The organism is Microcystis sp. LEGE 00066 (genome assembly GCF_015207925.1).
Lineage (GTDB): Bacteria > Cyanobacteriota > Cyanobacteriia > Cyanobacteriales > Microcystaceae > Microcystis > Microcystis ichthyoblabe_A.
Genome location: NZ_JADEVX010000054.1, coordinates 1 through 25,298, shown reverse-complemented (window position 1 = coordinate 25,298; position 25,298 = coordinate 1). Strand labels below are relative to the sequence as shown.

Annotated in this window: 23 protein-coding genes, 5 pseudogenes and 1 other annotated feature; of the genes and pseudogenes, 6 read left to right on the top strand and 22 right to left on the bottom strand. The window is 40.6% G+C overall.

Annotated features, from left to right (window positions below; all coding sequences use genetic code 11):
- The 3 genes and pseudogenes from IQ224_RS09865 to IQ224_RS24025 all read left to right on the top strand — a co-directional run.
- Window positions 1-116: pseudogene (locus tag IQ224_RS09865) on the top strand (IS630 family transposase); the annotation flags it as partial.
- 539 nt (window positions 117-655) lie between these two features.
- Window positions 656-1,940: pseudogene (locus tag IQ224_RS24740) on the top strand (NF041680 family putative transposase).
- Between the two features lie 109 nt (window positions 1,941-2,049).
- Entirely contained in the window at window positions 2,050-2,268 is a 219-nt protein-coding gene (locus IQ224_RS24025) for a hypothetical protein (RefSeq protein WP_230457591.1), read from the top strand.
- 409 nt (window positions 2,269-2,677) lie between these two features.
- Here the strand turns inward: IQ224_RS24025 and IQ224_RS09855 are convergent, their stop codons facing one another.
- The 17 genes and pseudogenes from IQ224_RS09855 to IQ224_RS09775 form a co-directional block, all read right to left on the bottom strand.
- Window positions 2,678-4,918 carry a glycoside hydrolase gene (locus tag IQ224_RS09855; protein ID WP_194032885.1) on the bottom strand — a complete coding sequence of 747 codons (2,241 nt, stop codon included), beginning with the start codon at window positions 4,916-4,918 and terminating at the stop codon, window positions 2,678-2,680.
- A 257-nt stretch (window positions 4,919-5,175) separates the two neighbouring features.
- Window positions 5,176-6,044, bottom strand: a pseudogene (locus IQ224_RS09850) (ISL3 family transposase); the annotation flags it as partial.
- Between the two features lie 445 nt (window positions 6,045-6,489).
- Window positions 6,490-6,660, bottom strand: coding sequence for a hypothetical protein (locus IQ224_RS24965; RefSeq protein ID WP_194032884.1), 171 nt, complete (start codon window positions 6,658-6,660; stop codon window positions 6,490-6,492).
- A 15-nt stretch (window positions 6,661-6,675) separates the two neighbouring features.
- Window positions 6,676-6,915: pseudogene (locus IQ224_RS24960) on the bottom strand (glycosyltransferase); the annotation flags it as partial.
- A 478-nt stretch (window positions 6,916-7,393) separates the two neighbouring features.
- Window positions 7,394-7,747: a DUF5615 family PIN-like protein gene (locus tag IQ224_RS09835; RefSeq protein ID WP_002743128.1), complete on the bottom strand. Its 354-nt coding sequence runs from the start codon at window positions 7,745-7,747 to the stop codon at window positions 7,394-7,396.
- Between the two features lie 8 nt (window positions 7,748-7,755).
- Window positions 7,756-8,076 (bottom strand): DUF433 domain-containing protein, encoded by a 321-nt coding sequence (locus IQ224_RS09830; RefSeq protein WP_002743130.1) that lies wholly within the window; start codon window positions 8,074-8,076, stop codon window positions 7,756-7,758.
- 141 nt (window positions 8,077-8,217) lie between these two features.
- Window positions 8,218-8,511: a hypothetical protein gene (locus IQ224_RS09825; protein ID WP_002743132.1), complete on the bottom strand. Its 294-nt coding sequence runs from the start codon at window positions 8,509-8,511 to the stop codon at window positions 8,218-8,220.
- 98 nt (window positions 8,512-8,609) lie between these two features.
- Window positions 8,610-9,335, bottom strand: a complete 726-nt coding sequence (locus tag IQ224_RS09820; protein ID WP_194032883.1) for an FkbM family methyltransferase — start codon at window positions 9,333-9,335, stop codon at window positions 8,610-8,612.
- Between the two features lie 13 nt (window positions 9,336-9,348).
- The gene (locus IQ224_RS09815) at window positions 9,349-9,909 is read right to left on the bottom strand and encodes an HAD-IIIA family hydrolase (RefSeq protein ID WP_002743134.1); all 561 of its coding nucleotides are present in this window, start codon (window positions 9,907-9,909) and stop codon (window positions 9,349-9,351) included.
- Between the two features lie 4 nt (window positions 9,910-9,913).
- The gene (gene rfaE1, locus IQ224_RS09810) at window positions 9,914-11,404 is read right to left on the bottom strand and encodes a D-glycero-beta-D-manno-heptose-7-phosphate kinase (RefSeq protein WP_002743135.1); all 1,491 of its coding nucleotides are present in this window, start codon (window positions 11,402-11,404) and stop codon (window positions 9,914-9,916) included.
- Between the two features lie 53 nt (window positions 11,405-11,457).
- Window positions 11,458-12,336 carry a hypothetical protein gene (locus IQ224_RS09805; RefSeq protein WP_002743136.1) on the bottom strand — a complete coding sequence of 293 codons (879 nt, stop codon included), beginning with the start codon at window positions 12,334-12,336 and terminating at the stop codon, window positions 11,458-11,460.
- Between the two features lie 185 nt (window positions 12,337-12,521).
- Window positions 12,522-13,754 (bottom strand): glycosyltransferase family 9 protein, encoded by a 1,233-nt coding sequence (locus IQ224_RS09800; protein WP_002743137.1) that lies wholly within the window; start codon window positions 13,752-13,754, stop codon window positions 12,522-12,524.
- Window positions 13,755-13,770: 16 nt separating this feature from the next.
- Window positions 13,771-14,523, bottom strand: coding sequence for a bifunctional 2-polyprenyl-6-hydroxyphenol methylase/3-demethylubiquinol 3-O-methyltransferase UbiG (locus IQ224_RS09795; protein ID WP_002743138.1), 753 nt, complete (start codon window positions 14,521-14,523; stop codon window positions 13,771-13,773).
- A 25-nt stretch (window positions 14,524-14,548) separates the two neighbouring features.
- The gene (locus IQ224_RS09790; RefSeq protein WP_002743139.1) at window positions 14,549-15,163 is read right to left on the bottom strand and encodes a D-sedoheptulose 7-phosphate isomerase; all 615 of its coding nucleotides are present in this window, start codon (window positions 15,161-15,163) and stop codon (window positions 14,549-14,551) included.
- Window positions 15,164-15,170: 7 nt separating this feature from the next.
- Window positions 15,171-16,322: a polysaccharide pyruvyl transferase family protein gene (locus IQ224_RS09785; protein ID WP_201261437.1), complete on the bottom strand. Its 1,152-nt coding sequence runs from the start codon at window positions 16,320-16,322 to the stop codon at window positions 15,171-15,173.
- A 5-nt stretch (window positions 16,323-16,327) separates the two neighbouring features.
- Window positions 16,328-17,266 (bottom strand): hypothetical protein, encoded by a 939-nt coding sequence (locus IQ224_RS09780; protein ID WP_002743145.1) that lies wholly within the window; start codon window positions 17,264-17,266, stop codon window positions 16,328-16,330.
- 95 nt (window positions 17,267-17,361) lie between these two features.
- Window positions 17,362-18,144 (bottom strand): Uma2 family endonuclease, encoded by a 783-nt coding sequence (locus IQ224_RS09775; RefSeq protein ID WP_036400512.1) that lies wholly within the window; start codon window positions 18,142-18,144, stop codon window positions 17,362-17,364.
- 267 nt (window positions 18,145-18,411) lie between these two features.
- Between IQ224_RS09775 and IQ224_RS09770 the strand changes: the two are divergent.
- The 3 genes and pseudogenes from IQ224_RS09770 (at window position 18,412) to IQ224_RS09760 (ending at window position 21,685) form a co-directional block, all read left to right on the top strand.
- Window positions 18,412-19,549, top strand: a pseudogene (locus IQ224_RS09770) (ISL3 family transposase).
- Between the two features lie 278 nt (window positions 19,550-19,827).
- Window positions 19,828-20,529, top strand: coding sequence for a DUF3120 domain-containing protein (locus IQ224_RS09765; protein WP_002743149.1), 702 nt, complete (start codon window positions 19,828-19,830; stop codon window positions 20,527-20,529).
- Window positions 20,530-20,608: 79 nt separating this feature from the next.
- Window positions 20,609-21,685: an adenylate/guanylate cyclase domain-containing protein gene (locus tag IQ224_RS09760; protein WP_194032886.1), complete on the top strand. Its 1,077-nt coding sequence runs from the start codon at window positions 20,609-20,611 to the stop codon at window positions 21,683-21,685.
- Between the two features lie 57 nt (window positions 21,686-21,742).
- On the opposite strand, the gene IQ224_RS09755 is transcribed toward IQ224_RS09760, so the two are convergent.
- The 5 genes from IQ224_RS09755 to rplJ all read right to left on the bottom strand — a co-directional run bounded on the left by IQ224_RS09755 (window position 21,743) and on the right by rplJ (window position 24,795).
- The gene (locus tag IQ224_RS09755; RefSeq protein WP_002743151.1) at window positions 21,743-22,735 is read right to left on the bottom strand and encodes a 30S ribosomal protein S1; all 993 of its coding nucleotides are present in this window, start codon (window positions 22,733-22,735) and stop codon (window positions 21,743-21,745) included.
- Between the two features lie 232 nt (window positions 22,736-22,967).
- Window positions 22,968-23,483, bottom strand: coding sequence for a transcriptional regulator NrdR (gene nrdR / locus IQ224_RS09750; RefSeq protein ID WP_002737459.1), 516 nt, complete (start codon window positions 23,481-23,483; stop codon window positions 22,968-22,970).
- 127 nt (window positions 23,484-23,610) lie between these two features.
- Complete coding sequence (locus IQ224_RS09745; RefSeq protein WP_012267019.1) at window positions 23,611-23,706, bottom strand: photosystem II reaction center protein T; 96 nt, start codon at window positions 23,704-23,706, stop codon at window positions 23,611-23,613.
- Window positions 23,707-23,810: 104 nt separating this feature from the next.
- Window positions 23,811-24,203 carry a 50S ribosomal protein L7/L12 gene (rplL, locus tag IQ224_RS09740; RefSeq protein WP_002736522.1) on the bottom strand — a complete coding sequence of 131 codons (393 nt, stop codon included), beginning with the start codon at window positions 24,201-24,203 and terminating at the stop codon, window positions 23,811-23,813.
- Between the two features lie 43 nt (window positions 24,204-24,246).
- Window positions 24,247-24,795 (bottom strand): 50S ribosomal protein L10, encoded by a 549-nt coding sequence (gene rplJ, locus IQ224_RS09735; RefSeq protein WP_002737633.1) that lies wholly within the window; start codon window positions 24,793-24,795, stop codon window positions 24,247-24,249.
- 36 nt (window positions 24,796-24,831) lie between these two features.
- Window positions 24,832-25,010 (bottom strand) — a sequence feature (ribosomal protein L10 leader region).
- Between the last annotated feature and the right edge of the window lie 288 nt (window positions 25,011-25,298).

Sequence of the window (25,298 nt, the reverse complement as noted above, 5' to 3'; positions counted from 1 at the left end):
TTGATAACTTAAGAAGTAAACTTTACCATCTTTTAAATTCTCTATCCAATGACACGATCGGGTATTTGACGGGATGGTCTTGGATTTTAGAAGCTCTATGTCTGTCAGGAATTTAGAAAAATGGTATAAAGTGAGAATTGCTGCGGGTCATTCAACCGAAATTTTCGGTAAAGGACTTAGGCTCTAATAATGTACCCAATCATCTGGCGAATCCTTGAAGAACTTAAAGAAAGCGACTGTATAGCTAGTATTCTATTTCTGTGCGAGTCCCTTATAGAACAATCGAAATCCCCACCAGAATCAGGGGAATCACAAAAAATACGCCAATGAGGTAGGCCAAGGCAATGAGCTTATTCGCACTTGCTGCTCCTGTACTTATGGTGATAATAGCGATCGCACTCTCGACAATGTTATGCTTACCTTATTCGCTAAAAAGCATACAGGATAAAGGTAACAGCAATTTTAAAACCCTTCCCTTAAAAAATTAAGCGAACAATGAGTTATCTGGCAAGAGTTCGGCTCTTCTAGGTTCTGTGTGATAAGTTTAACTTATATCTGTAGTTTAGACTAAATGAGAAACCTAAAAAGAAAAAAGAGGAAGAATCAAGCAAAATAGAGAGAAAATAAAAGATGTTAAAGAATTTATCCGCTCTCTATGACCAAATATAACAGATATACCAGATTTCGCCAAGATACCTACCAACTGTTAGGTAATGCCAAAGATGCCACCTTTGACTTAATGGATAGCATCATGACCACCAGAAATGCCTATTGCTTGGGAGACTTCTCACTGTCCCCTTTCTTCAGAAGGAAATGGCATAGTACATACGAATCTATTGAAGATTGTCGTCCCAACCGAAACCAGTTAATGAAAAGGTATGTTCAGGAAATACCAGAACTGGAGTATGTTTTGTTAGCAATAGATCATACAGCATGGGAATTGAAGGATGCTAAAACGATGAAAGATAGAGGCTATCAACATAGCGCGGCATCAAAAAATGGAACAGTATTAGGACAAGGCTATAGCACCATTGTCTGGCTACCCGAAGGGGAAAGAAGTTGGGCATTACCCTTAAGACATGAAAGAATCACATCCTTTGAAACACCGATAGCTAAAGCCAAATGGCAACTCCAAGAAGTCTGCAAAACAATTCAACAAAAAGTTTTGGTAGTATTAGATTGTGAATACGGCAATAGTTCATGGGTAAATCAAACAGCAGATATCCAAGCAAGTAAACTGATGAGAATCCGCTCTAATTGTTGTCTATATGGCGAACCAGAAGCTTATGGGGGTAAGGGAAGACCGAAAAAACATGGCAGACAATTTAAAATCAATGACGAATCCACATGGTGGCCAACCGACGCAACAGTGGAAATCAATGACCCGAAACTCGGATTAATCCGAGTGAGTCAATGGTAACAGTTACATTTTAAAACAGCTTCTCAGCAGAAATTAAGTCTAATTAAAGTGGAAAGGTTGAATCCTAAAAAAACGGGAGAGGCACATCGCCCCTTATGGTTAATTTGGGTAGGAGAGGCATTTTTATCCTTAGAAAAAGTTTGGTCACAATATGCACGTCGTTTTGGAGTTGACCATTGGTATCGCTTTGCACTCGCAAAGATTACATTGGACTTTACCTTCTTTAAGTACACCTGTTCAATGTGAGAGATGGAGTGATTTAATGCCGTTGATGACTTGGCAATTATGGTTAGCCAAAGATTTGGTAGCAGATTATCGTCTTCCTTGGCAAAAACCGCAAACCCTATTAACTCCTGAAAGGGTAGCACAGTCTCTGTTTTCCCTTTTGATAGAGATTGGTTCGCCCGCTCAACCACCTAAAACTAGAGGAAAGTCTCCCGGCTGGGAAAAAGGGAAGACTCGCAGTAAAAGAAAGACCTATCCTACTGTGAAAAAACGACATTCAACCCCTAAAAAATAGGCAACAAAAGCATCCTAACTCTACTTTTTGCTTCAAGATTTTTGATTTCAGCTATTTTCATAAGGCTGGATTATTTTTAGGCAAATTTTTTAGTCTAAACTACAGTTATATAAGATCGGTTAATCTTTGTGTCCTTTGTGTCTTTGTGGTTCGTTCCACCCTCTCACCGGGAGGACTATATATTAGAATACATTGTACCCACCAAACCCAAGAGAGTCAGAGTTCTATTCTATTGAAAATCTCAACAACCCACGTCCATCGCACAAACCAAAAAACCGAAACTTTGGGAATTTTTTGTTTAGAAGTGTATTGTCTTGGCATTTGTTGATTTAGCATGAAGAGTAACGAAGATCATTAGTTTTCTCCTCTTCCTCCGAGCTTTCCCGCACAGTCGATATGTGCTGAAAGTTTATACTAAATCCCTTGAGTATAGGCTACATATCAGGAGATGAACTTATGCAAGAGGCAAGAGGTGGTTAGATATGTGTAATTAGGGTTTGCTGAAAAAGTTTTTCGTGGGGGTAGGAGTCAGTAGCCGGTCGTTTCAGGCTTTGTTGCCCTCTTTTTTTGTACCAGTTTATATACTGTAAGAAGGATAATGCAAGGTTTTTGAAGGTCTCAATCCTATATTCTTGCACTAACATCGGATTTTAACAGGTCAAAAGCCTTATTTTAATTTTGCTTAGGTACTTAACTAGGGTTTGCTGACGTTTGATAACTGATCACTGATTATTGATTTAAGGTCTTTGCAGGAAGATTAATTCTTCAACGGGGAGGAAATCATAGTATTGACCTTGATTGGCTAAAACTGCGATTAAATGGAGACGAGCATCGGGTTCAATGTGTAATCCTTCCCAGGGGACAGCAATTTCCAAACATTGATTAAAAGAAGCTTTGGCATTACTAGGAACTCGTTGCCAAGTAAAATATTCTTGAGCGACTTCTAACCAAGTAAATTCCGTGATTAAATTAACCCCTAGATGATGATGATAACCGTAATCGAGGGGCGATCGAGGGGGAATATCTGTTAGGGGAATTGGACTTTGCAGACGATGCACTTCGTCATAATACCAGTATAAATGCACTTCAGGCGGGATATCTTTGCCTAATTCCGCCCCCGGTTTCCAATCGAAACGCAGATAAAAATTGAGGTGATCCCAACCGAAAAAGAGCCTTTGTACTAAGGAAGTCCGGTGCATTGTACCACTGGCGCCGCCAATTTCGATCCGTCCAGCTTTATCCCAATCCTGTTCGTCCCCAAAACCGTCGATAATGGGGTGAATGAAAGCCAGCGGACGATTACTTTGTTTATCCCCGTGTTCTTCCACCGGTTCGAGCAAATAGGAGGGAATTGGCTCATTTAAAGCTTGATAAAGAGCGATTAGGTGTTCGCGGAAAAGTTGGTCAAAAATTGCGTCATGATTGGAGGAATGGCCATAACCAAACCACCAAAACCAATCGGAACCTTCCGCTGCATACAATGCTTCCCACGCATCGGGGTTATTATCTTCCGTCGCTTCCGGGTGATTAGCGAGGGTTTGACGGGCTAAAATTAGATATTCCCAAGCTTTATTTTTAGCGGGATCGCCGATCCAAGTGGTAAAATTGGCATCGATCCAAGAGCCGCTATGAAGTTGATTGACAGGGATTTTAGCATTAGCCGGAAAGCGATCGAGATATTCCGAGACAGTGACTAATTCGATCGCTTGGTGGTCGCTTAAAAGTTGATAAAGATTCTCTAGGAAGGGTAAACCGTCTTGATGATAGTTTTCCCAACAGTTTTCGCCATCTAGCGCAATGGTAACTAACCAGGGTTTTTCTAGCGTCGTGGTTTCTGCGTTGGTTTTCAGTTGATCGGCGATCGCTTCTAGGTGTTTAACTAAGTCTGTAGCGGCCTCTTGCGCTTTCATGCCACTATAGCTAAATCCGATCAAATCCGAGAGACGATGATCGCGGAAAACCATAGATAAATTGCCGTTGCTAGTTTCCAGAAGGTAGGGACGATAAAGCAATTCCGGTTCACTAATATTGCCCTTTTCGTCGCGATGAAAGTAATGTCCCAAAGACCAACCTAACACCCCCTCATCGGAACATAACCACTGAAAACCCTGTTTAGCGACAGCGGGGAGAATCGCAGGACTAACGGATTGTTCCGAGGGCCAAAGTCCGCGAGGTTGTTTATCAAAGCGATCGATATAGATTTGCCAAGCTTTCCGGAGATGACGGTAAATATCTTCAGGATAGTGGAAATATTGGCGAGGAAGGGTCATATTCGGCACCGCTACCCGGCCGGCTTCCGAGTTAGCCAGCAGGGGTAAAATCGGATGGGTGTAGGGACTGGTAATGATTTCTAGTTGTCCAGTTTCCTGCATTAACCGATGTTGCGGCAAGATACGACGCAGAATTTGACGCTGTTTAGAGATAATTCGCTGGCGATCGCTTAAAGTGAAGTTTTTTCCCTGTTCTAACCAAGTAGCGATTTCTGGGTCACTGTGAAAGATAGGATCGATCCAAGCTAGGTTATGCCAAGCCAAGAGATCGCTATAATCTTGCAGATTCCAATGACTAATACACCAACTATGACCGTTTTCTTGACGCTGTGCGTATAATTGGGCGTAACGGGGGTGCGGATCGATCAGGGTACGATGGTTAGCATCGAAAAAGTGTTCGAGGATAAAGTGTTTTTGTGCCAGGGTTAACTGCGCTTCTGGGGTGACGGTGAGGGCAAGATAGGGGTCTATAGCTAGTCCGTTGACGTAATCCTCTAATTGCAGGATTAAAGAGGGAACAAGGTTGACGGTTTGGTGTAATTTGGGAAAACGTTCTAGAATTAAGATTAAATCGAGATAATCTTTCACTCCATGCAGTCGCACCCAGGGTAAGCGATATTGTCCCGAAGCATCGGTGTTAGTTTGACAGGATTTGTAGAGGGGTTGGTGTTGATGCCAAATAAAAGCGACGTAGAGAGGATAGGCCATGATAATACCGAGAAAAAGTACATATAACAGGCTTTAAAGCCGTTATATTAGATAATAATGGACAATAAAGCCCATTATAGATTCTTAAAAGTTGATTTCGGTCACTACCATAATCCTATCAACTGGTTTTGAGGGGGTATCGTCTCTTTGTATTTGTTAAAGGATCGGCTCCTCTGGTGGTGAGTATTGGGAGTTCAGCAGTAAGCTGTTCGTAATTTAAATTGCGGGCTCTCCTGGTTTTCCTGTATTAATTTTTGTTATGAATTAAAGCAAGCAAACAGCTTAATTGGTAAATTCATAACTTATTCTTTTAATAAGCTTTATTTTGGTATTCATTCCCTCAATTAATCCGTCGGTTGTCTGATTTTCAAAGTAATTACAAATACCAGGCAAATGCTTCTGGATCATGCTGGCAATACTTTGATATAATATCCCGCCTATTCTTATCCATTTTTCCAATTTTCTCTCAGCACCTCTGAACGTTCTACAACTTTGATAAATTTGTCTAATTTCTTCTTTCATTTCCCAGGCTATTCCTAAGCAGGGATGTTCTTTCAGGATAACTTCTAGTTGTTGTTTTTGCTCGTCCTTTAAGTCCTCTTTATTCTTCCATAATAAATGAGGTAATCCTTTTTCATGCACCCCCATTAACTTTCTCAATTTATTAAGCTCGTCATTAATGATATCCATTACATGAAAACGGTCATAGATGATTTTAGCATTGGGAAATAATTCCTTGATCACTGCTGTAAATCCTGACCACATATCGACGCTCACTTCTTTCACCTTCTCCCGAACTGTTTCTGGCTGTGCTTTTAAGGATTCCCAATTCATCTTGCTTATGTCCTTTAATCACATCTAGTCAAATTTTCTTTTCCAGATCTACGACCGTTGTTATGAAATCTTTATGTCCTTTTAAGTGACTAAATTCATCTAAGCTTATTCGTTCTGGTGCTTCCCACTCTTCCTTTTCTAGTTCTTTAGCACAGTGATTAAATATTAACTGAACTTCTTCCCATCCTAACCCTTCTTCTCGACTTATTTCTTCGATACTACAATTTTTTACTCTCTCATAAATCATCGATTCATAGCGGATTGTATGATGGTGTCTTAATCTCATAAAACTCCTGACATGGGGACAAGCGAGCTAGAAGGTAGATAGGGCAAGCGATATCGCTCTTTGTCCTTTGATGTAATCCTTCAACCGATAGCGGCTAATTTGCATTAGCTCTTCTATATTTTTTGGGGAACATTTGATGTAGTTGGAGCCAATGATAGAGATGTTGACTCACATAAAAACTGCTGTGTCTGCGTTGACCTTTATATCTTTTTTCAGGTCTTGTGACATATTTTTGGATTCCCATATCCTTAATTTTTTTACCTTGTAGTGTGGCACTTGTAGAGGCGATAGCTATAACAATTATCAGCTTTGATAGGTATTGCGGTGCTAATTGAGAACCTTCTAAGCGATAGCCTCCCGACTTAAAATCTCGGAACATCTCCTCAATATCAAATCTTTTTTGATCGGCAATTATTGCCGTCTCTAAATCCCCAAAATTTGTCAGAATATATTAAGGTTCTTTTGTTTGAAAACCCCCATAGGTTTTTTTCCACTTACCCGCTAAGTTAAACTGTCCAAATCCCTGCTCTTTTGTAATATTGACATCCTTCAAAAATAGTTGAGTTCCTGGACTTAAACCTAACTCTCTCATTTCTGGATAAATTCCTCCTTTTGTCTTCACATTTGTACTTTTGTCTTTAATTCCTTTAAAAACTTGATAGCCTTCCTCCCATTTCTCCAAAAAATTGACGATTAGTTCGGGGGGATATTGAAAGTCGGCGAAGACTAAAATAAACGCATCCCCAGTTCCTTGTAAAAGTCCGTAATAGCTAGAACGAACAAAGCCAAAATTCCTAGCGTTAATGATAATTTTAACTCTAGAGTCGCTTTGAGAGATTTGCTCTAATATGCTGACTGTTTTATCTTGAGAGTCATTAGACCTCGACCTAATATTATCTCAAGACTAAAAGTCTTTCTAGTTAAGAAGCTTGCCCGAATAGAAATAATTTTAATTGTCCCATGTTTTTCTTAGAGGATGTGTGAAAAGTCAGGAGACCACTAGGGGTAGTGTCGTGATATATAGCGTTTCTCACACCTGTGTGGCACAGTTAAACCTTTGCTAATTAAGCTTTTTAACATCGATAATATACCTCTTGCGAACAGGAAACGCTATAGGCGCTTTTAGGCTTCTGTTATTGAAAAGAGAGGCAATTTTTCGAGGTTGCTTATATTACAATGTTTCATTATACAGCTTTAAATACTTAGATGCTTGAATCTCAAGAGTAAATTCTTGCTCCACTTTTTGCCTTGCCCGAATGCACAATTGGTTATACCTTTCTGTATCTTCTAATACCCAATTAATTCCCTGTGCCAAGTCTTCCACCTACAAGGGTTTGGCCAGATAGCGTAGCCACTTAAAATGGAAAAGTCATAATCTGATTGATCCATTCCTCAGCCGTAGATGCTTCCCACACTAAGATAATTGCATCGATCGCTTCGCCGATTGGAAGATTCTGAGAAAGAATTAGAACACCAGAACTCGTTTGCGACAAGATGAATTGACCAAACTCAGTCGGCATGGTTTTGCGATCGTGCGTGACCAGCACCCTACCATCCCGTGCTGCAATGGTTAAAACTTCTGGATATTTTATTCCTTCAAGCCCTGCTTCATTGGCTGACTGAAAATCCAGATTTGGTTGTCTGCGGATTGCGCCAGTCACAATTGCCTGTCTGAGATCGGCATCAGCTTGAAAGCGAATTTTTGTCATGCTGCTTTCTACTTGTTGGCTTGAGCCGCCTTCAATTTTTGGTACAGCAAAGGACTCTTTTCTCTACAAGACTGTTGTAGTCGCTGAAACTCGGCTTCACCCTTTTTCAGATAGGCATCGACAAGCTCTCGATTGGCCAGATAGAAAGCGATCGCACCATAAACCTGTTCGAGGGAAAGGATTGGGAAATTTTGGGCAATGCTTTCGGGCGATTCTCCGTTTAAGAAAGAATAGACAACTGAATCAAGGGAGATACGAGTTCCTTCGAGCCAATATTCTTCATCTCGTTGCTCGATGTACTGTTTTGTTGGGATGGGGGCTAATTTCATGGGAGCAATGTTGCTGTTTAGCTAAAAGGATAAGAAATCGCATTACCAAGCAGGAATACCATTGCTAGGACTGGAGCATAGATTTTTGGAGATGTCTATTTCTTATGATGATATTAGCGTCGAGAACGAGGAATTTGAGTCTCACCCGCCTAAATCCTTTCTCTGATTCGCTCTGTCCGCTTCACACATCTGACGAAACTCACGAACAATATCGTCCTCGGAAATTCCTTTTTGACTTAACAGGTACTCAAATTGAGCGGCCACCGCTTGTAAGGCAGCGATATCGGCGCTTTTACTCCCCTGTTTAACGGGGAAATAGAACCCAACAGTATGACCGTGACGTAGTACCTCAACGGGAGTCTCACCGTATAGGTATTTAGGGAGTTCGCTCCGAAATTCTCGCACCCCAATTTTCTCAATGTCATGCTTATCCATAGTCTCTCTCGTTGTGTACGCATTGTGTACACAGTGTAGCACTATTTGAGAAAGGATATCAACAAATAGCTTTGCTCATGTTTTACCAGATGAAATTTTTAATCTGGTTTAAAGAAAATACCATCCATCTGCAACATCCTCCCAGTTTTTTCGGCAGTAAAACCTGGTTCAATACCGTACAGTTCGTAACCTAATTTTTCTACGATATGAATCATTTCTTTAAACAGGACTTGACCTTCGTAGAGAGGGACTAAAGATAATTCAAGCTTAATACCTTTAACCAAAGGCAAAATTGCTGTTGCCCCTTCTAGCACTTGTTTTTCCAATCCTTGCACATCTATTTTGAGAAAAATGGATTTAGTTTCGCTTTTGATATAGTCCTTGGCCAGGGTATCTAGCCTGCTCAATTTTACTGTTTCTGAACCAGAGTAAGCTGATTGGGGGGCAGATTGTACGTGAGCATCCAGCATTGGCAAAGCTGAACTACTTTGGCTGTTACCAGCAATATTGATGATAATTTCACCTTCTTGGTTGCCAATGGCAGTTTGGGGAGCAATTTCCCAGAGCGGGTCTTTTTCACTGACAGCTTTTAATTGAGAGTAAGCACTTGACAGCGGTTCGAAGGAAACTATCCTCCCCGAATAGCCTAACTCTCGCAGTAATTTGGCATATTGCCCAATATTAGCACCAACATCGAATACTAAGTCAATATTGTGATAGGCTAACAAGCGCTGCATTTTCGCCGCTTCAGATGTTTGTACATTGTATCTTTTTAGATCAATTCCTAAACTTCTGGAGAGTTTCTTGACTATTTTTTTGAGCATGGCTAAAATCTCCTTACCTGGAACATTCTAAAGTTTTATGGTTTTTAATCAACTCAAGAGTTTCATACAGTTGATTAAAAACTGCAATTTTTGTTGAATATTTGTTGATTTGTTTTACTGTAGATTTCCCCCTGCCAGTTAATAGCAAAACAGGTTGACAACCTGCTTTTATGGCACATTCTAAATCACTTGGTGCATCACCAATAAAAAAAGATTGGGCAATATCAATATCATATTTTCTCGATGCTTCTAGTAACAAGTAAGGTGAAGGCTTCCGACATTGGCAGTTTTCTGAAGGATGGTGAGGACAAAGTAAAAGATCGTGGAAAAATACACCAAATTTTTGATATTCATGAAAAACTCGCCTATGGACAGCTTCTACGTCTTCAAGACTAAAATAGCCCCGCCCGACACCAGATTGGTTGGTATATAAAATCAGTAAGTAACCTGCATCTTGCCATTGCTTCAAGGTTGAACCGGCACATTGGGGAATCTTTACTTGTTCTGGCTGACTGAGATAGGGAATGTAATCAATGATAACTCCATCTCGATCCAAAAATAAGGCTTTATTCATGGTTTTAATGCCAGTTGGGGGTAATTTTTGGGAATTTATTGATGATTTGAGTAGTCGATCTATCTTTCACTAAAGGTATCAGTGCTACTTGCCCTTGATATGAGCGTACAAAATCAGCACCAACCACTTCTTCTTCCTGATAGTCAGCACCTTTAACTAAAATATCAGGCTTAATAGCTTCAATTAACTTTATCGGAGTATCTTGATCGAATAAAACAACAGCACTAACTGAGCTAAGTGCTGCCAGAACTCTGGCTCGATCGGCTTCGGAAACCAGGGGACGTTCTGCTCCTTTTAATCTTTTCACAGATTGATCCGTATTCAGTCCAACAATTAATACATCCCCCATAGCTCTAGCTTTTTCTAGATATACTACATGACCTATATGTAGTATATCAAAGCAGCCGTTGGTGAAAATAATTTTCTTTCCTTGAACTCGCCAAGCAGCTATTTGGCGCATTAAATCTGACAGTTGCAGAATTTTACCGTTTGAGGCACTAATTCCTTCCTGCTCAATAACTTGCAGCAATTCTTCAGCGTGTACAGGAGCAGTTCCCACTTTCTGAACGGCAATGCCAGCGCCTAGATTAGCTAATTCTACTGCTTCAGTCCAAGATAATCCGGCGGATAAACCGGCTCCTAATATGGCTATTACGCTGTCCCCTGCACCAGATACATCGAATACTTCTCGTGCTTGAGTGGGAAAGTGATAGCTTTTACCATTCCAAAATAAAGTCATGCCGCGCTCACTACGAGTAATTAATACAGCTTCCAGCGCATACTTTTGTTGAAATTCTTGGGCGGCAAATTCAAAATCTTCATCGCTGATTAAAGAGCGCTTGATTGCCAACTCAGATTCAGGACGATTTGGTGTGATGGCAGCCGCACCTGTATAAGCTGTATAGTCAGTGCGTTTGGGATCAACTAATACTCTCACGCCTTTCTGTCTAGCTATTGGCAAGAAAGCGTTCAAGAAGTGGTCAGTTAAAACTCCCTTGCCATAATCTGATAGGATGACAAGATTTACATCATCAAGTTTGTTGATGCTACGTTCTAGTAAATTCTGCTCCATATCTGAGTCAATTGCTCCTGTATTCTCATCATCTAGGCGGAGCATTTGCTGGGAGTGACTAATGATTCTTGTTTTAACTGTAGTTGGACGGTTTGGATCGGTGACTATCCCATCTGTAATTATATTTAGATTTAGCATTTCACGAGTTAGAATTTCTGCTTCAATATCAGCGCCAACTATACCAAGTAGATGAACTTGACAGCCAAGAGCAGCTAAGTTACAAGCGACGTTACCCGCTCCTCCAAGTGATACTGTTTTTTTATTAACCCTAACCACTGGAACGGGTGCTTCGGGAGATATACGAGAAACGCTACCCCAGATATATCGATCTAGCATTAAATCACCAATTACGGCAATTTTGATATTGAGAAATTTTTCTCTGATTAACTGCTGGGTTGTAGATTGATTAAGAAATATAAGCATTTTTTACTCTTGTTAAATGAGCGATATGTGATTGAATAAGCTCAGATTTACAACTATACTTCAATCCATTTTTTATCTTTCACCCCAGGCAAACGATGTTTCATCCCAAACTGAGCACGCGGATGTCCAAAGCAAGTAGCAGGGTCTATTTCAGGCAGCCAACTACATACAATATCTTCTCGGATAAAGAAGGCATTTGTAGCGATAGCATTCGTTCCCACCAGGCGATAGCCTTTTTCTTTACCTAACTTAACAAAGGCTAGTAGAGAAGCACCGGCATAATCAGAACCATATTGGGTAAACTCTGCCTTGAAATCATCTGCATAGGGAACAGTGACAGAAACATCAGGTCCCCAGAGATGATTAAATTCAAGAACTACCACTCTCGGAGAAATGCAAGAAATTTCTTTCCATAGCCAATAATCAATCCCATCAATATCTAAAGAGAGAAGGTCTATTTCCCCATTGAAACCATCTTCAGCAATAATTTGATTGACATTTTTAGCTGTAATCCATTGACAAGTAATTGAAGGCGGCCAATACTTTGTATCTGGGTGTTTGGAGTATAATCTTTTAGCATTTTCTACATTTTCTTGCCGACCATCACATAGTAAACCAATCCATCTATGGTTAATAATTAGATTTGCTGTATTACATTCAATTCCATCACCCGCACAAATTTCAACGCACTTCTTATTTGTTGTTCCAATAAGTGAAAATATATAAAGGAGAATACCATCTTCCTCATTCTGAGAATGTACTCTAAACCCAACCTCGCTAAATGCTAATGGATTAGAACCCTGCTGATACAGTTGTTTATAATGTAGGCTTAACCCTAGCTGTTCTATAGACTTTGAAATTATCAAATATTTCGATCTCAATAATAATTGAGCAATATAGTCCAGTCGCTTAGTCAAAAAGTTTTTTATCATTTTTGTTTTTCCAAAACTAATTTCAATTGTAAATTAAACTAGCAAATTACCTGTATTCATAAGTCTTTCATCATTTTTTTAGCATAGGTTATAAAGTTAGTGCCAATTTTTTTTCTGAATTGAAGGAGATGCTATTTCTTCTAACTCTCGTTTCATATCCACAACCAATGTTAAGTTTCATTTAATTATTCTCCTTTCATTGAATTATCAAGTACATTCATCAATTCACCAATCTCTCTTACTACTGTTGAAACAGAAATATCTTTAACACACAATGGGGTATCAAATTTACATTTCCAATCACAGTAAAAACAATCTAGTTCTTCTGTAGCAGCTCTAAATAGCTTGGGATCGCCATAAGGAAAGAACCGCTTATAATGTCCTCCTCCAATTACACAGACTGTAGGTGTATTAACTGCAACAGCCAGATGAGCCGGGCTGCTATCCATAGTAACACAAAGTTTGGCACTAGAGATCAAGGCACTGAGTTGAGCTAAATTGGTAGAACCACAGAGACAGGCTACTTTTGCTCTTTTGAGGTTTTCCTGTATTTTGGCTGAAATTATTTTATCAGCTTGAGTTCCGCAGATCAGTGCAGGCATCCTATATTTATCCCATATATAATCGATTACAGATGCAATTTTCTGAGCAGGCCATATTCTGTACCTGGCCGATGCTCCTGGACAGACTACAGCAAAAGGTGGCTCAATTCCGTGAGAAGTAGCTAATTTTATAGATTCATCAACGATGGTTTCTGGGATTTTCCATCTGGGTATGCCATCAACTGACTTATTTATGTCCAAACCTTTGAGAAAACTAACATTTCTTTCTATTTCTGAAATCCAGCCAGACTTTACTGGGATTAACCTTGTATAATTGCTATTATTTTTTTGTTTTCTTTGCTCAGTTATACTAATACAATTTCCATCTATTCCAATCTTTTCATTGGCATTAGTAATGAAAACCAACTGATCTCCATCAGATGTTCGCGAATACACTGGATATAATACTGTATCATAAGAGAAGTTCTGTAGAAATTTTTGAAACTTAAAGCGATAGATTAGGTTTCTACCAAATATCAGTCTATTTATAGAAATGAATGAATCAAAAACTGGCTCAAAGCTAATAACGCCTAGACGTATAAATTCAGCAAGACTTTTGTATTCTTGAGAGCCTAAAAGTGTTATTTCCCATTCTTGATTGGGATAAAGTTCACGTATTGACGGTAAAATTCCTGTAAATATGATGAAATCACCAATAGCATCTGGCTTAATTATTAAAAGCTGTTTTTTTTGAGCAACTCTAGCAATTTTTGAACCTGAGATTGAATAGGTTAGTGATACTAATAAATCAATTAAGTCTCGAGCAAAATTAGCGAGCTTAGAATGTAGAGGTAAATCAGAATAATTGAGTGTCATATAAAAGCCTAATTAGTCAGGTCAGTTTTTGAACTATAATAATTGATTCAAAGCCATACAGACTCCAAATATAGCTATTGACTTTCATTGGCTTTTGAAAAAATTTACTTTTTATATACTCCTTTATAATTGAAAAAAATCCAACAAAGGCATAAGCTAAGGGTTGATACCTATCTTTTAGGTATATAGGTTTACAACCATTTTTAACTAGAATATTTAATATTTCTCTGAGTGAAGGTATCCATTTATGAGTATTATCATCATAAAAATTTAAAGTTCCTTCTGCACTGGGAAAATAGATTGTATCTTCGGCGGGAAATGCCAGATAAAATATTCCACCAGCTTTAATTTTACTAGCTAAAGCAACTAAAATTTCTCGAGGATCTTCAAGGTGTTCAATCACATGACTCATGATAATAAAATCATAATAATTATCTTTTAACGCATCTTGTACTTGGGATAGAAAATCTTTGGGATGACAATTTAATATCAATAATTCATCGGCTATTTTCCTGTCATTATCATCAAGATTGTACTCGACTATATCTAATCCTGTATAAATTATATTAGGATATAATGATTTATACCTTGTCGGAGAATGATTACCACATCCGAGATCAAGTAAGTTAAGATCTAGTTTTTTTGTATAACTATTTTGCAAATATTTATGAAGTGGGTGAGTTCCAAATATAAAACTTTTGAGCATTTTTATCGCTCGATACTGCTTAATTTTCTGCTTACAAATTTCCATCACGTTGCTGGTATTCATAGTACTAGATTTATTATATTAATCCCTAAGATGTAAAGGTAGAATCAACTACTTGACATAATATATGTCCGATTAGAATATGTGCCTCTTGAATTCGGGCTGTATTATTAGAAGGAACTATCAAGGATAAGTTTACAACATTTTTAATTTCTCCGCCACCTTTACCTAATAGAGCGGCTGTCTGACAACCGAGGGATGCAGCGGCCGTCAACGCTTGTAGTACATTTTTGCTATTGCCAGATGTAGAGATACCAATAACTAGATCCTCAGCACTAGCTAATGCCTCAACTTGGCGACTAAATATATTGTCATAACCATAATCATTTCCAATCGAAGTTAAAATTGAGGTATCTGTTGTTAAGGCAATCGCTGGAAGTCCACGACGTTCTCTAGTGAATCGTCCTACTATCTCCGCTGCTATATGTTGTGCATCAGCAGCACTACCCCCATTGCCCATTAACAAAATTTTGTTTCCTGTTTTTAGAGTTTTGACTACAAGAGTGGCTAGTTGTTGAATCTCTGCTAAGTAATTAGCTAGAGAGTTAATAACCAAAGTATGCTCTTCCACACTCTGTTGTATCTGTTTTTGTAAGAGGAAGAAGCTGTCTGGATATTCTTGTATGTCTAGATTACTTTCCATAGTATGCTTAAAGCAAGTTTTCTAATTTAATTAAAGCTGATTGATAATCTTGATAAGCTTTTGTTTTAATCTGTGAGAATCGTTCCTCAAAACTATCTGCCCCATTCTTGAGATATTGATACTCAGAAATTAAACGAGTCACATTGACATCATTAACAAAAGCATTACGCAAACCAATTTCTTCGGTCATACGAACTCTAGAATCTGTTCCCACAGTAAAAGATGGACGACCAAAACTTGCCAGAATAAAAGCTCCATGAACTCGATTCATAATACCAAATTTCGCTCGAGCATAAAATTTTATATAGTCAATATGATTGTTAGACAGAAAAATATTTGCATCAGGATCGATTTTACGAGCCTCTATAGCCTCAGCCATGTTATGGCAAACAAAAATACACTGTTCTTGATTCTTGATTTGATTATAGAATTCTAGAAAATTTATCTCCCATTTATGAATATCAATATCTTGATTAAATCTGTAATGAGATGACCCTTTCATGTAGTTTAATGCCACAAAACTAGGCTCTTCAGGCTCAATACCTAAATTGTCTCTAGCAAAAATTGCCGAACAGGGAATAATAGGAGCATTGAGTCCAAGACTATTCAATATTTTTCCTGCCAAACTATCACGAACTGTAGTAATTTGTGTTATTTCGTGTAATTTTTTAACGTAATCTACATCTTTCTGGGAACAAAGAAATTCAGTACCATCACTGTGATATGTTTGGCAAGAACCTGCTGCTAGATTAATAAATGGAACTCGTTCTTGGATAAGTTTATAACGACGGCAAATGAGCGGATCAAACCAATCACTATTAGCGCAATTAGGTCCACCTTTATGAGACCAGTAAACAGGTGCTCCACTTTGCACCAGTAAATCAGCTTCTAGAAGTCTGTCTTTTGTCAATTTTAATGGTAGCAGTCGATCAACAGGTTGGGAAAAGCGTAAATTCCGAAACCACTCAAAACCATATCTAGATGTGATGGGGGAGTGTTTATGTACATTTTGAATAGAGAGGTTCTCTCCCGGAAACCTTTGTTTGAGAAGATAAATTATTCCTTCTCTAATAAAGTCATCTCCTACATTATGATTGATTGTGGTAATTATTGTGACTTTCATAAATCCATTCAATTTTTTAAAGTTAATTAAATACAAAGGTATTATACAAGTTTTACGCTTAGGGACTTAAGTAAACTTACAAACTTACGGACATTAGATTTCAAGATTGATCTTTTAAGAGTGTGTGCGAAGTAAATCTCGTCTGCTTTGCGATCCCCATAGACTCCTAAAGGATGCTTCAGGGGAAACTCTATTGCTGAAGTTGGCAGATTAGCAAGTGGATTCTGCTGATCAGTTACATGAGTGCCTTCTTTACCGCAACCTATATTCGAAATTAAATTTACATTGGGGGTTATAGAAAGACCGGAGTTAATAAACTTTGCAAACGCCCACTGATAATCCCATGTATCTATCTCACCGATTGAAACTTTATCATATAAGTCGATTCTAGTCAAGCTCTCTTCTAGATTTTCACAAAAATTGTAATAGATCTGCTGGTCTTTAACTTCCTTCCACAAGTTGATGTTAACGTCATAATATTTCCACGCCCTCTGCCAAGCGGCCCAGCCCCATATTGGACCGTATTTTGAGAAGTAATAACTATCACCAATTTTTCTCTTACCCTTCAGAAAATTAGAGCCACATATTTGCATAATTCTTGAGTCGTTTCTATAGAGTTTTAGTAATTCTTCACAAAATCGAAAAAAAGTAGAATGAGGCAAGCAGTCATCTTCAAGAATAATCACCTCTTCAACTATCTCAAAAACCCAATCTAAACCACTTGATACCCGACTTTTACAACCTAAATTAACATCAGAATAGTTAGTCAACACCTCACAATCCCAATCCACACCCTCGATAATAGCACGGGCCGCCTTACACTTCTCAATATCATCGGCTCTATCTGGACGCGGACCATCGGCAACCACTAATAACTTAGGTGGTTTCGCCTGACGAATGGCTTCAAACACCCTCGCCGTCGTGTCTGGTCGATTGAAAATCAGGAAGGCCACAGGAGTGGTTAGTTGGAAGTCAGTCATAGACGAATTTACTTTTAACTCGTAGCATCCTAACCCAGCCTGACCAAATTGTCAACCCTAGGCTAGTGGGACTACCAAAATCCACCCAGAGGAATTCAGAGACTTTCAGGATTAATCCCCAATTCCCTGAGTTTAGCCGCCAATCGTTCGGCTTTTTCTTCGGCTGCCTCAGCTTTCTGTTGTGCTTCTTCAGCTTTCTGTTGTGCTTCTTCAGCTTTCTGTTGTGCTGCCTCAGCTTTCTGTTGTGCTTTCTCAGCCAACTCTCGCGGGGTTGGCAACAAGATTCCATCTAAAGTCGCCCAGCGAATCCAGACGGTTGTTACCCCTCTATATTCTCCCTGCCAACGAACTAAAGCTAATCCCAAACGACCACTGATTAGCCATCCTTTCTCGTTGGGTTGCCGCGGTTCATATAGTCCATCAACTAAGACAAATTCGGCAAAATCTTCAGGATTAAAAGGATCGTACCAGAAATATTCAGGCACTCGTAACTTATCTTGATAAATCTGTTTTTTCTCGGTTTTGTCTATTTGGGTGGTACTTTCTGAGAGGAGTTCAATCACTACATCGGGAGCTTTTCCCTCCTCCCAAGTAACCCAACTTTTTCGCTCCCCTTTTGGCACGCCTAAGACGGCAAAAAAATCAGGTCCTTTGAAGTCTTGATTTTTCAGTTGTGCTGTACTGAAATAGACAAACATATTGCCACTGGCATAACCATCTTCTCGTCGGTCTAGCCAAGGGGATATACTGTCTATTAACAGATCCATCTGCCATTTATGCCTTTGAGTTTCCATGGGTACTCCATCATCGCAGGGAAGTTCATCTTGGGTGGGTAATGCAGTTAACTGCATTGGTTGACTAAACGTCAGAGTTTCCATATTTCTGTCCTAGATTTTGGGTTTAGTTATTTAGATTTTCTAGATTTTTTGCCCTCTTTCAGGCAAATACTACTTTAATTGAGTAGCTACAGCAATTCTAAATGATTCGTGAACGGGCAAGGAGCTTAATCCCATTGTTCAGCTGCTTATTGTCAAGGGTTTAGGGGATTACTATCTGTTCTATCACAATTATAGACTAAGACGCATTGGCCCTTCTAGGTTCTGTGTGAGCATGGTATGATAGTAACACAGAAAAGGAGGTGAGTTATGTGGATAAATTTTGATCAACTCCTCGATTTACCAAATGTAACAGTGGTCAATTATCAAAAAATTACTCAAACAATTTTCCTAAAGCTTGCTATTTTAAATGAAGCAATTGAATGCCCGAATTGCCATCAAACCTTGGACAGAATCAATCAGACACAGTATAGTCTAGTCAGAGATTTGTCAATATTAGGCAATCCGGTATATTTAGAAGTACCACGCCGCCAGTTTCATTGTCAAAAGTGCCAAAAGTATATCAGCGAAAGACTGAGTTTTATGAGATTAAGACAGCCTCAGACAATTTGCTATGAATCGATGATTTATGAGAGAGTAAAAAATTGTAGCATCGAAGAAATAAGTCGAGAAGAAGGGTTAGGATGGTCAGAAGTTGAGTTAATATTTAATCACTGTGCTAAAGAACTAGAAAAGGAAGAGTGGGAAGCACCAGAACGAATAAGCTTGGATGAATTTAGTAACTTAAAAGGACATAAAGATTTCATAACAACGGTCGTAGATCTGGACAAAAAAATTTTACTAGATGTGATTAAAGGACATAAGCAAGAAGAATTAATGGAAGCCTTAAAGGCACAGCCAGACGCAGTTCGGGAGAAGGTGAAAGAAGTGAGCGTCGATATGTGGTCAGGATTTACAGCAGTGATCAAGGAATTATTTCCCAATGCTAAAATCATCTATGACCGTTTTCATGTAATGGATATCATTAATGACGAGCTTAATAAATTGAGAAAGTTAATGGGGGTGCATGAAAAAGGATTACCTCATTTATTATGGAAGAATAAAGAGGACTTAAAGGACGAGCAAAAACAACAACTAGAAGTTATCCTGAAAGAACATCCCTGCTTAGGAATAGCCTGGGAAATGAAAGAAGAAATTAGACAAATTTATCAAAGTTGTAGAACGTTCAGAGGTGCTGAGAGAAAATTGGAAAAATGGATAAGAATAGGCGGGATATTATATCAAAGTAGTGCCAGCATGATCCAGAAGCATTTGCCAGGTATTTGTAATTACTTTGAAAATCATACAACCGACGGATTAATTGAGGGAATGAATACCAAAATAAAGCTTATTAAAAGAATAAGTTATGAATTTACCAATTAAGCTGTTTGCTTGCTTTAATTCATAACAAAAATTAACACACAAAAACCAAAAGAGCCAGCCGAAGCTTGCTCTGAGCTACGTCGAAGGGTATTGTCGTTAGGAAAAGCGCGATACTGCCCATAGAGGGGATGTAAAACCAAAAGCTGGGTGTAAAGTCCGTCTTGAGGCAATCCCCCGTGAAATAGGAAGCTCTCAACGACCTTGAGAGTAGTTCACTTTATCAAAATCTTCTAGAGGGGATATAGTGTAGAGAGAATGATGTATCTTAATATAAGTAAAGTTTTGTAACAATTCTGAAATCCTTTGCTCAACTCTACCCTAGTTCCCAACAATCCCGATCGCCTGAAACCCCTAGTCCCCAACTGGGAAAAATGTCAATCCGTCTTTTGGACGGCAGCATTTCTGGTCTCGGTACCCGTGTTCATGCAAGCGCCCCTAGTGCGCTACTATCCCGAAGTTAGCCTAGGTTTAACCTTTTTTTGGGTGGGGTTAGGGGTTTGGCTGCTCAAACAAGAAAAAATCAGTCTTTGGGGGGATTTACTTTTGGGCTTTAGTTGGAGTTGGTTAGCAGGTTCTCTCTACTGGGGTTGGTGGCGTTGGGAACCGTTGATCCATATTCCCATGGAAGCGATCGGGCTGCCCTTTGTTCTCTGGGGACTATACAAAGGTCGCTGCAAAGTGGGCAATCTTTTCTATCTGGGTTCTTTGTTAGGGACTGCCATCACCGATGTATATTTCTATCTAACGGGACTAATTCCCTACTGGCGACAATTAATGACCGTGGAACTAGACCCCAACCTAGTATCGCCGATATTTCATAACGCCTTGGCCCAAATTGAGACCCCCTGGGGCATCAGTTGGGCGATCGTGCTGCTCAACCTGCTCTTAGCGATCGGTATCTATCCTTTGCAAAAAAGGGTATGTCATTGGTGGGCATTTAGCGGAGCCGTATTGAGTACAATTTTAGTCGATGGTTTATTTTGGATTACCGCTTCTCTGGCTTAAGGGTTTTCCTAGCTAATTCCCGTTTCCATCTATTTATTTATTTAGATAGATGAAAATGTGCGGAATCTTGCTGTATGCTATATGTAGTTGCGACTGTCTATCTATTGCCGCTAATGTACCTGTGGATATACTGCCAAGAGAAAATCCCTATTTACTACTCCATACCGATAAGGGACAGCGTTTTTTCCCTCTCGTGGGGAGATCTTACTGGACAATCGGACGGGGCAAAGATAACGATATCGTGATTAAGGATCACTGTATCTCTCGCAATCACGCTATTTTACAATCCACGGAAACAGGAGATTTTTATCTGATCGATCTCGGTAGTCTCAATGGAACTTTTGTCAATGGCAGAAGGGTATCTATTCCCGTGACTATCCATAACACAGATCAGATCACCTTTGGCAAAACCGAGGTGCAGTTCTATCGTGCTACTCCCACCAATGTAGGCAAGCAACCGCGCAATTTAGAATGGGACACCCCTACCTCCTCCGTCCATGAACGGCGCTTAACATCGGTGATGGTGGTGGATATGCGGAATTTTACGGCTTTAACTAGGCAATTAGACGAAAAAGTGCTTTCTTCTCTGATTGGCAGTTGGTTTCGCCATGCCGGGGGTATTGTCCGCAGTTCTGGCAGTTGGGTAGATAAATATATTGGTGATGCGATCATGGCCATCTGGTTTCACGGCCAACAGGAAGTCAATCAAGACGATATCCTGCAAATTTTCCAAGCAATTATACAACTACATAACATGACTCGCGCCTTAAGCGCACAATATCCCTTACCCTTTAAATTACGCATCGGTGCGGCAGTGAATACTGGTTATGCCATGGTCGGCAATACTGGCAGCGGTGAACATCCAGATTATACGGCGATCGGGGATACAGTCAACGCCGCTTTTCGTTTAGAGTCGGCCACTAAAGAAATAGGTAGGGATTTAGCCATCGGAGCCACTACCTACAGTCATCTCATCGGTTTACCCTATCTCCACCAAGCTTTCGAGCCACATACCGTCAGTCTGAAAGGATACGACGCTAAAACTATTACCTACGGAACCACTTTTGATCACTTGGATCGTTTCCTTGATGCCAATAGTAGTGAGGAGATGACTGGAATCACAGGATTTGCCAGCCGTGCTGGTTTTGGAGAATAAACACTGTCCACTTAAAACTCAAATCTGATAACTGATCACTGATAACTGATAACTGACCTACTCTTCGGTAGCGACGAGAACTAAATCTTCCTCCTCCAAGGCGGGGGGAACTTCGATTTCTTCCACTACTTCCGAGACGGTCCGGCCTTCCGCTTCCGCTAGACGTTTTTCTCGGTATTTAATCGCCATTTCTTCCGCTTTTTCAAACACTAACGGGCGATTTTTGAGCATATCTCCCGGTTCTGGTTCTAATTGTTTAGTTGAGAGGGAAATGCGACCTCTTTCGGCATCGAGATCGATAATCATCACTTTTAACTCATCATTGACATTGAAAACCGTGTGGGGGGTGTCAATGTGATCGTGAGAGATTTCGGAAATATGCAGTAAACCACTGACTCCACCAATATCGATGAAAGCACCGTAGGGCTTAATTCCGCGCACGGAACCGATTACCACCTGTCCCACGGCTAAACCGTTCATCTTGCGTTCCACTAAAGCGCGACGATGACTTAAAACCAGACGGTTGCGATCCTCATCCACTTCTAAAAACTTTAAGGGCAATTCCTGACCGACTAAATCCTCTTTCGCCTCTCTGGTGCTAATGTGAGAACCGGGGATAAAGCCACGGAGACCTTCAATTCTGACTAATGCTCCACCACGGTTAGTGGCGAAAACATTCGATCGCACGGTAGCATCTTCTTTTTGCAATTGACGCACCCGTTCCCAAGCGCGCATATATTCGATGCGACGGATCGACAGGGTTAGCTGTCCATCTTCATTCTCGTCGGTAAGAATGAAAAATTCCCTGGTTTCGTTGGGTTGTAAAACTTCTTCGGGATTATCGACGCGGTTGATCGACATCTCCTGCACGGGGATAAAAGCGGCGGTTTTAGCACCGATATCGATGAGGGCTCCCCGGGGTTCCATGCTGAAAACAGTCCCGGCGACAACATCTCCCGGACTGAAATGATAATCGTATTTGTCTAGAAGGGCGGCAAAATCTTCATGGGTAAAGCCTATGTTTTTGTTTGCAGTTTTTTGGGTGGTCATGTACGTTGTTTGGGCCTCGGAATTTCCGTAGGTTTTTCCTCCTATGTGATGTACAGTTTCTAAATCAAGGAGATGCCTCCTAATTTAGTTACTAGGCGGGGCCTAGGGGATGAACTGCCGCATCCGGCTTTCTTGGAGGCAATCTGCCTCAAGAATGACTTTTAAGAATCTAACCAGAGCTTGGGCTTTAAATAGCACAAGGGATCCTCATTATAACTGAATCGGGAACTATTTAAGACGAGGTGATCACGCTGGCTTCCTCCACTGGAGACCAAGAAGGATAGGCGCGTTCGATTTCGGAGGATTGCAGCAGCGCTAAAGCGGCGATAAAGTCTCTAATTCCCTGAAAATTGCCGTAAACCGAAGCAAAGCGCACATAGGCCACCTCCGATTCTTGCCGGAGATATTCTAGGACTAATTGACCGATCTCCTGACTTGTTACCTCCCGTTTTGAGTCTTGCTGCAGACGGGATTCGATATCATTGACGATCGCCTCTAATCTTGAGTGGGGAATGCCGGTTTTTTCGCAAGCGCGGACGATCCCCCGGAGCAGTTTGCAGCGATCAAAAGATTCCCGTTTACCATCTTTTTTAATCACCGTGATTGGCACGAATTCGATGCGCTCGTAGGTAGTGAAGCGATATTTACACTGTAAGCATTCACGACGACGACGAATGCTCTGACCGTTTTCGGAGGAACGGGACTCTAAAACGCGACTATCGGTATGCTGACAATTAGGGCATTGCATAGGAGGCGCTCGGTGAGGGGAACCTTTAATTTAAGCCTTTAAATACGAAAACCAGAGCCGCTAACCTGCTTTTGACAAGCGGGCGGCTCAGGGAAGAAAATTATTAACCTAAACGGAGTTAAGAAATTTACTTTTGAATCCGGGGAGGTTCCCGGAAGGCAATGGCGAAGAAAATTACCGACAAAGCCATAGTTAAAACTAAAATGTAAGCGACGCTTTCCATGGTTGGACATCCTACAAGACTGCTATAACAATCCTATAGTATCAGGAAATGAGCTTTTCGGCTTGTCTGGGGATGTAATCTACATCCCCAGAATCAGTGGCCATCTATTTAACGCTAACTTTTGCCCCGGCATCTTCCAGTTTTTTCTTGATGGCGGCGGCATCATCTTTGTTAGTGCCTTCTTTAACCGCTTTGGGAGCGGCTTCTACTAGGTCTTTCGCTTCTTTGAGTCCTAAACCGGTCAATTCGCGCACTACCTTAAGGATAGCAATTTTCTTGTCGGCGGGAACTTCTTCGAGAACGACGTTAAATTCGGTTTGTTCTTCCACAGCTTCAGCAGCAGCCGCAGGAGCAGCCCCGGGGGCAGCCATAATTATGCCACCAGTTGGAGCGGCGGCACTAACTCCGAAGGTTTCTTCGATACCTTTGACTAATTCCGCAGCTTCTAAGAGGGTAAGAGTTTTGAGTTTTTCTAAGATTTCAGCTACAGCAGACATGGGTTAGACTCCTAATTGTTTTAAGTGATTGATTGGCGCGGTATTAAGCCGCTTCTTTTTCTTCTTGACGGGCTACGGCATCGACGGCACGGGCCAAAGATGCGGGAACTTCGTTGATGCTGCGGGCCAGTTTGGTGGCAATGGCGTTGATTGCTCCGGCGGCCTGAGCGATTAACTGTTCTTTCGACGGTAAATCAGCGATCGCTTTGATCTGATCTTCTGTTAACAGTTGACCTTTTGTCCCTTCTTTGAGGACACCGCCGCGCAATTCGGTTTTTTTGCTTTCTTTTTTGAACTCTTGATAGGCCTTGAAAGCTCCACCGATGTCCTCTTTTACGAGCAGAAAGGCGGATGTTCCCGATAAAAGGCTTTTCATCGGTTCCCAGCCACTATCTTCAGCGATCGCCAAGCCCATCAAAGTATTTTTGGTGACTTTACAAATCGTTCCCGTGGGGCGCAATTTGCGGCGTAGATTGCTGATTTCGGCGACGGTTAAACCTTGATAGTCGATGACCATCGTTAATTGAGCTTCGCTCAGGGAGGTTTTTAATTCTTCTAGAATTACTCCCTTGCTTTCTCTGCTTCTCCCCATCCCTTGTTCACCTCCTGTATGCGGGGGACCGGTTCCACAGGCACAAAAATAACCCCTTGTAGCGCCGGGGTTGAGTGGAGAGAATCAGTTCAGGCACGACCAAGACAGAAAATATCTCTCTTTAGTCTTTTTGGCTGCTGTTTTCTCGCTTTGACCTCGGCAGGGTATTTAAGCTGTTTCGCACCTGCTGTCTTTGGCTTAAGCCAGTTTCTTATTATAACACTATTGCGTAATTTATGTCAAGCAACACCAGGGAGCGGGCAGGGGCAAAATCCTGACCAGTAGGACAAGCATCCTGGTTGAACGCCAAGTCTAAAACCCAAACCTCTTTATTTAGGGTTTGCTGAATAAATCTAAAAACCTGATCCAACAAGGTTTTTAGACTTTTTTTTCCTCAAAAAGTGCCGACCTTTGGAGTGATTGGGGGGAAAATCCCTGGACTTTTTCCCTGAAAATTATGTAATTGGCCACCTCAAAACTGGTAAAACCCCACACCCCACACC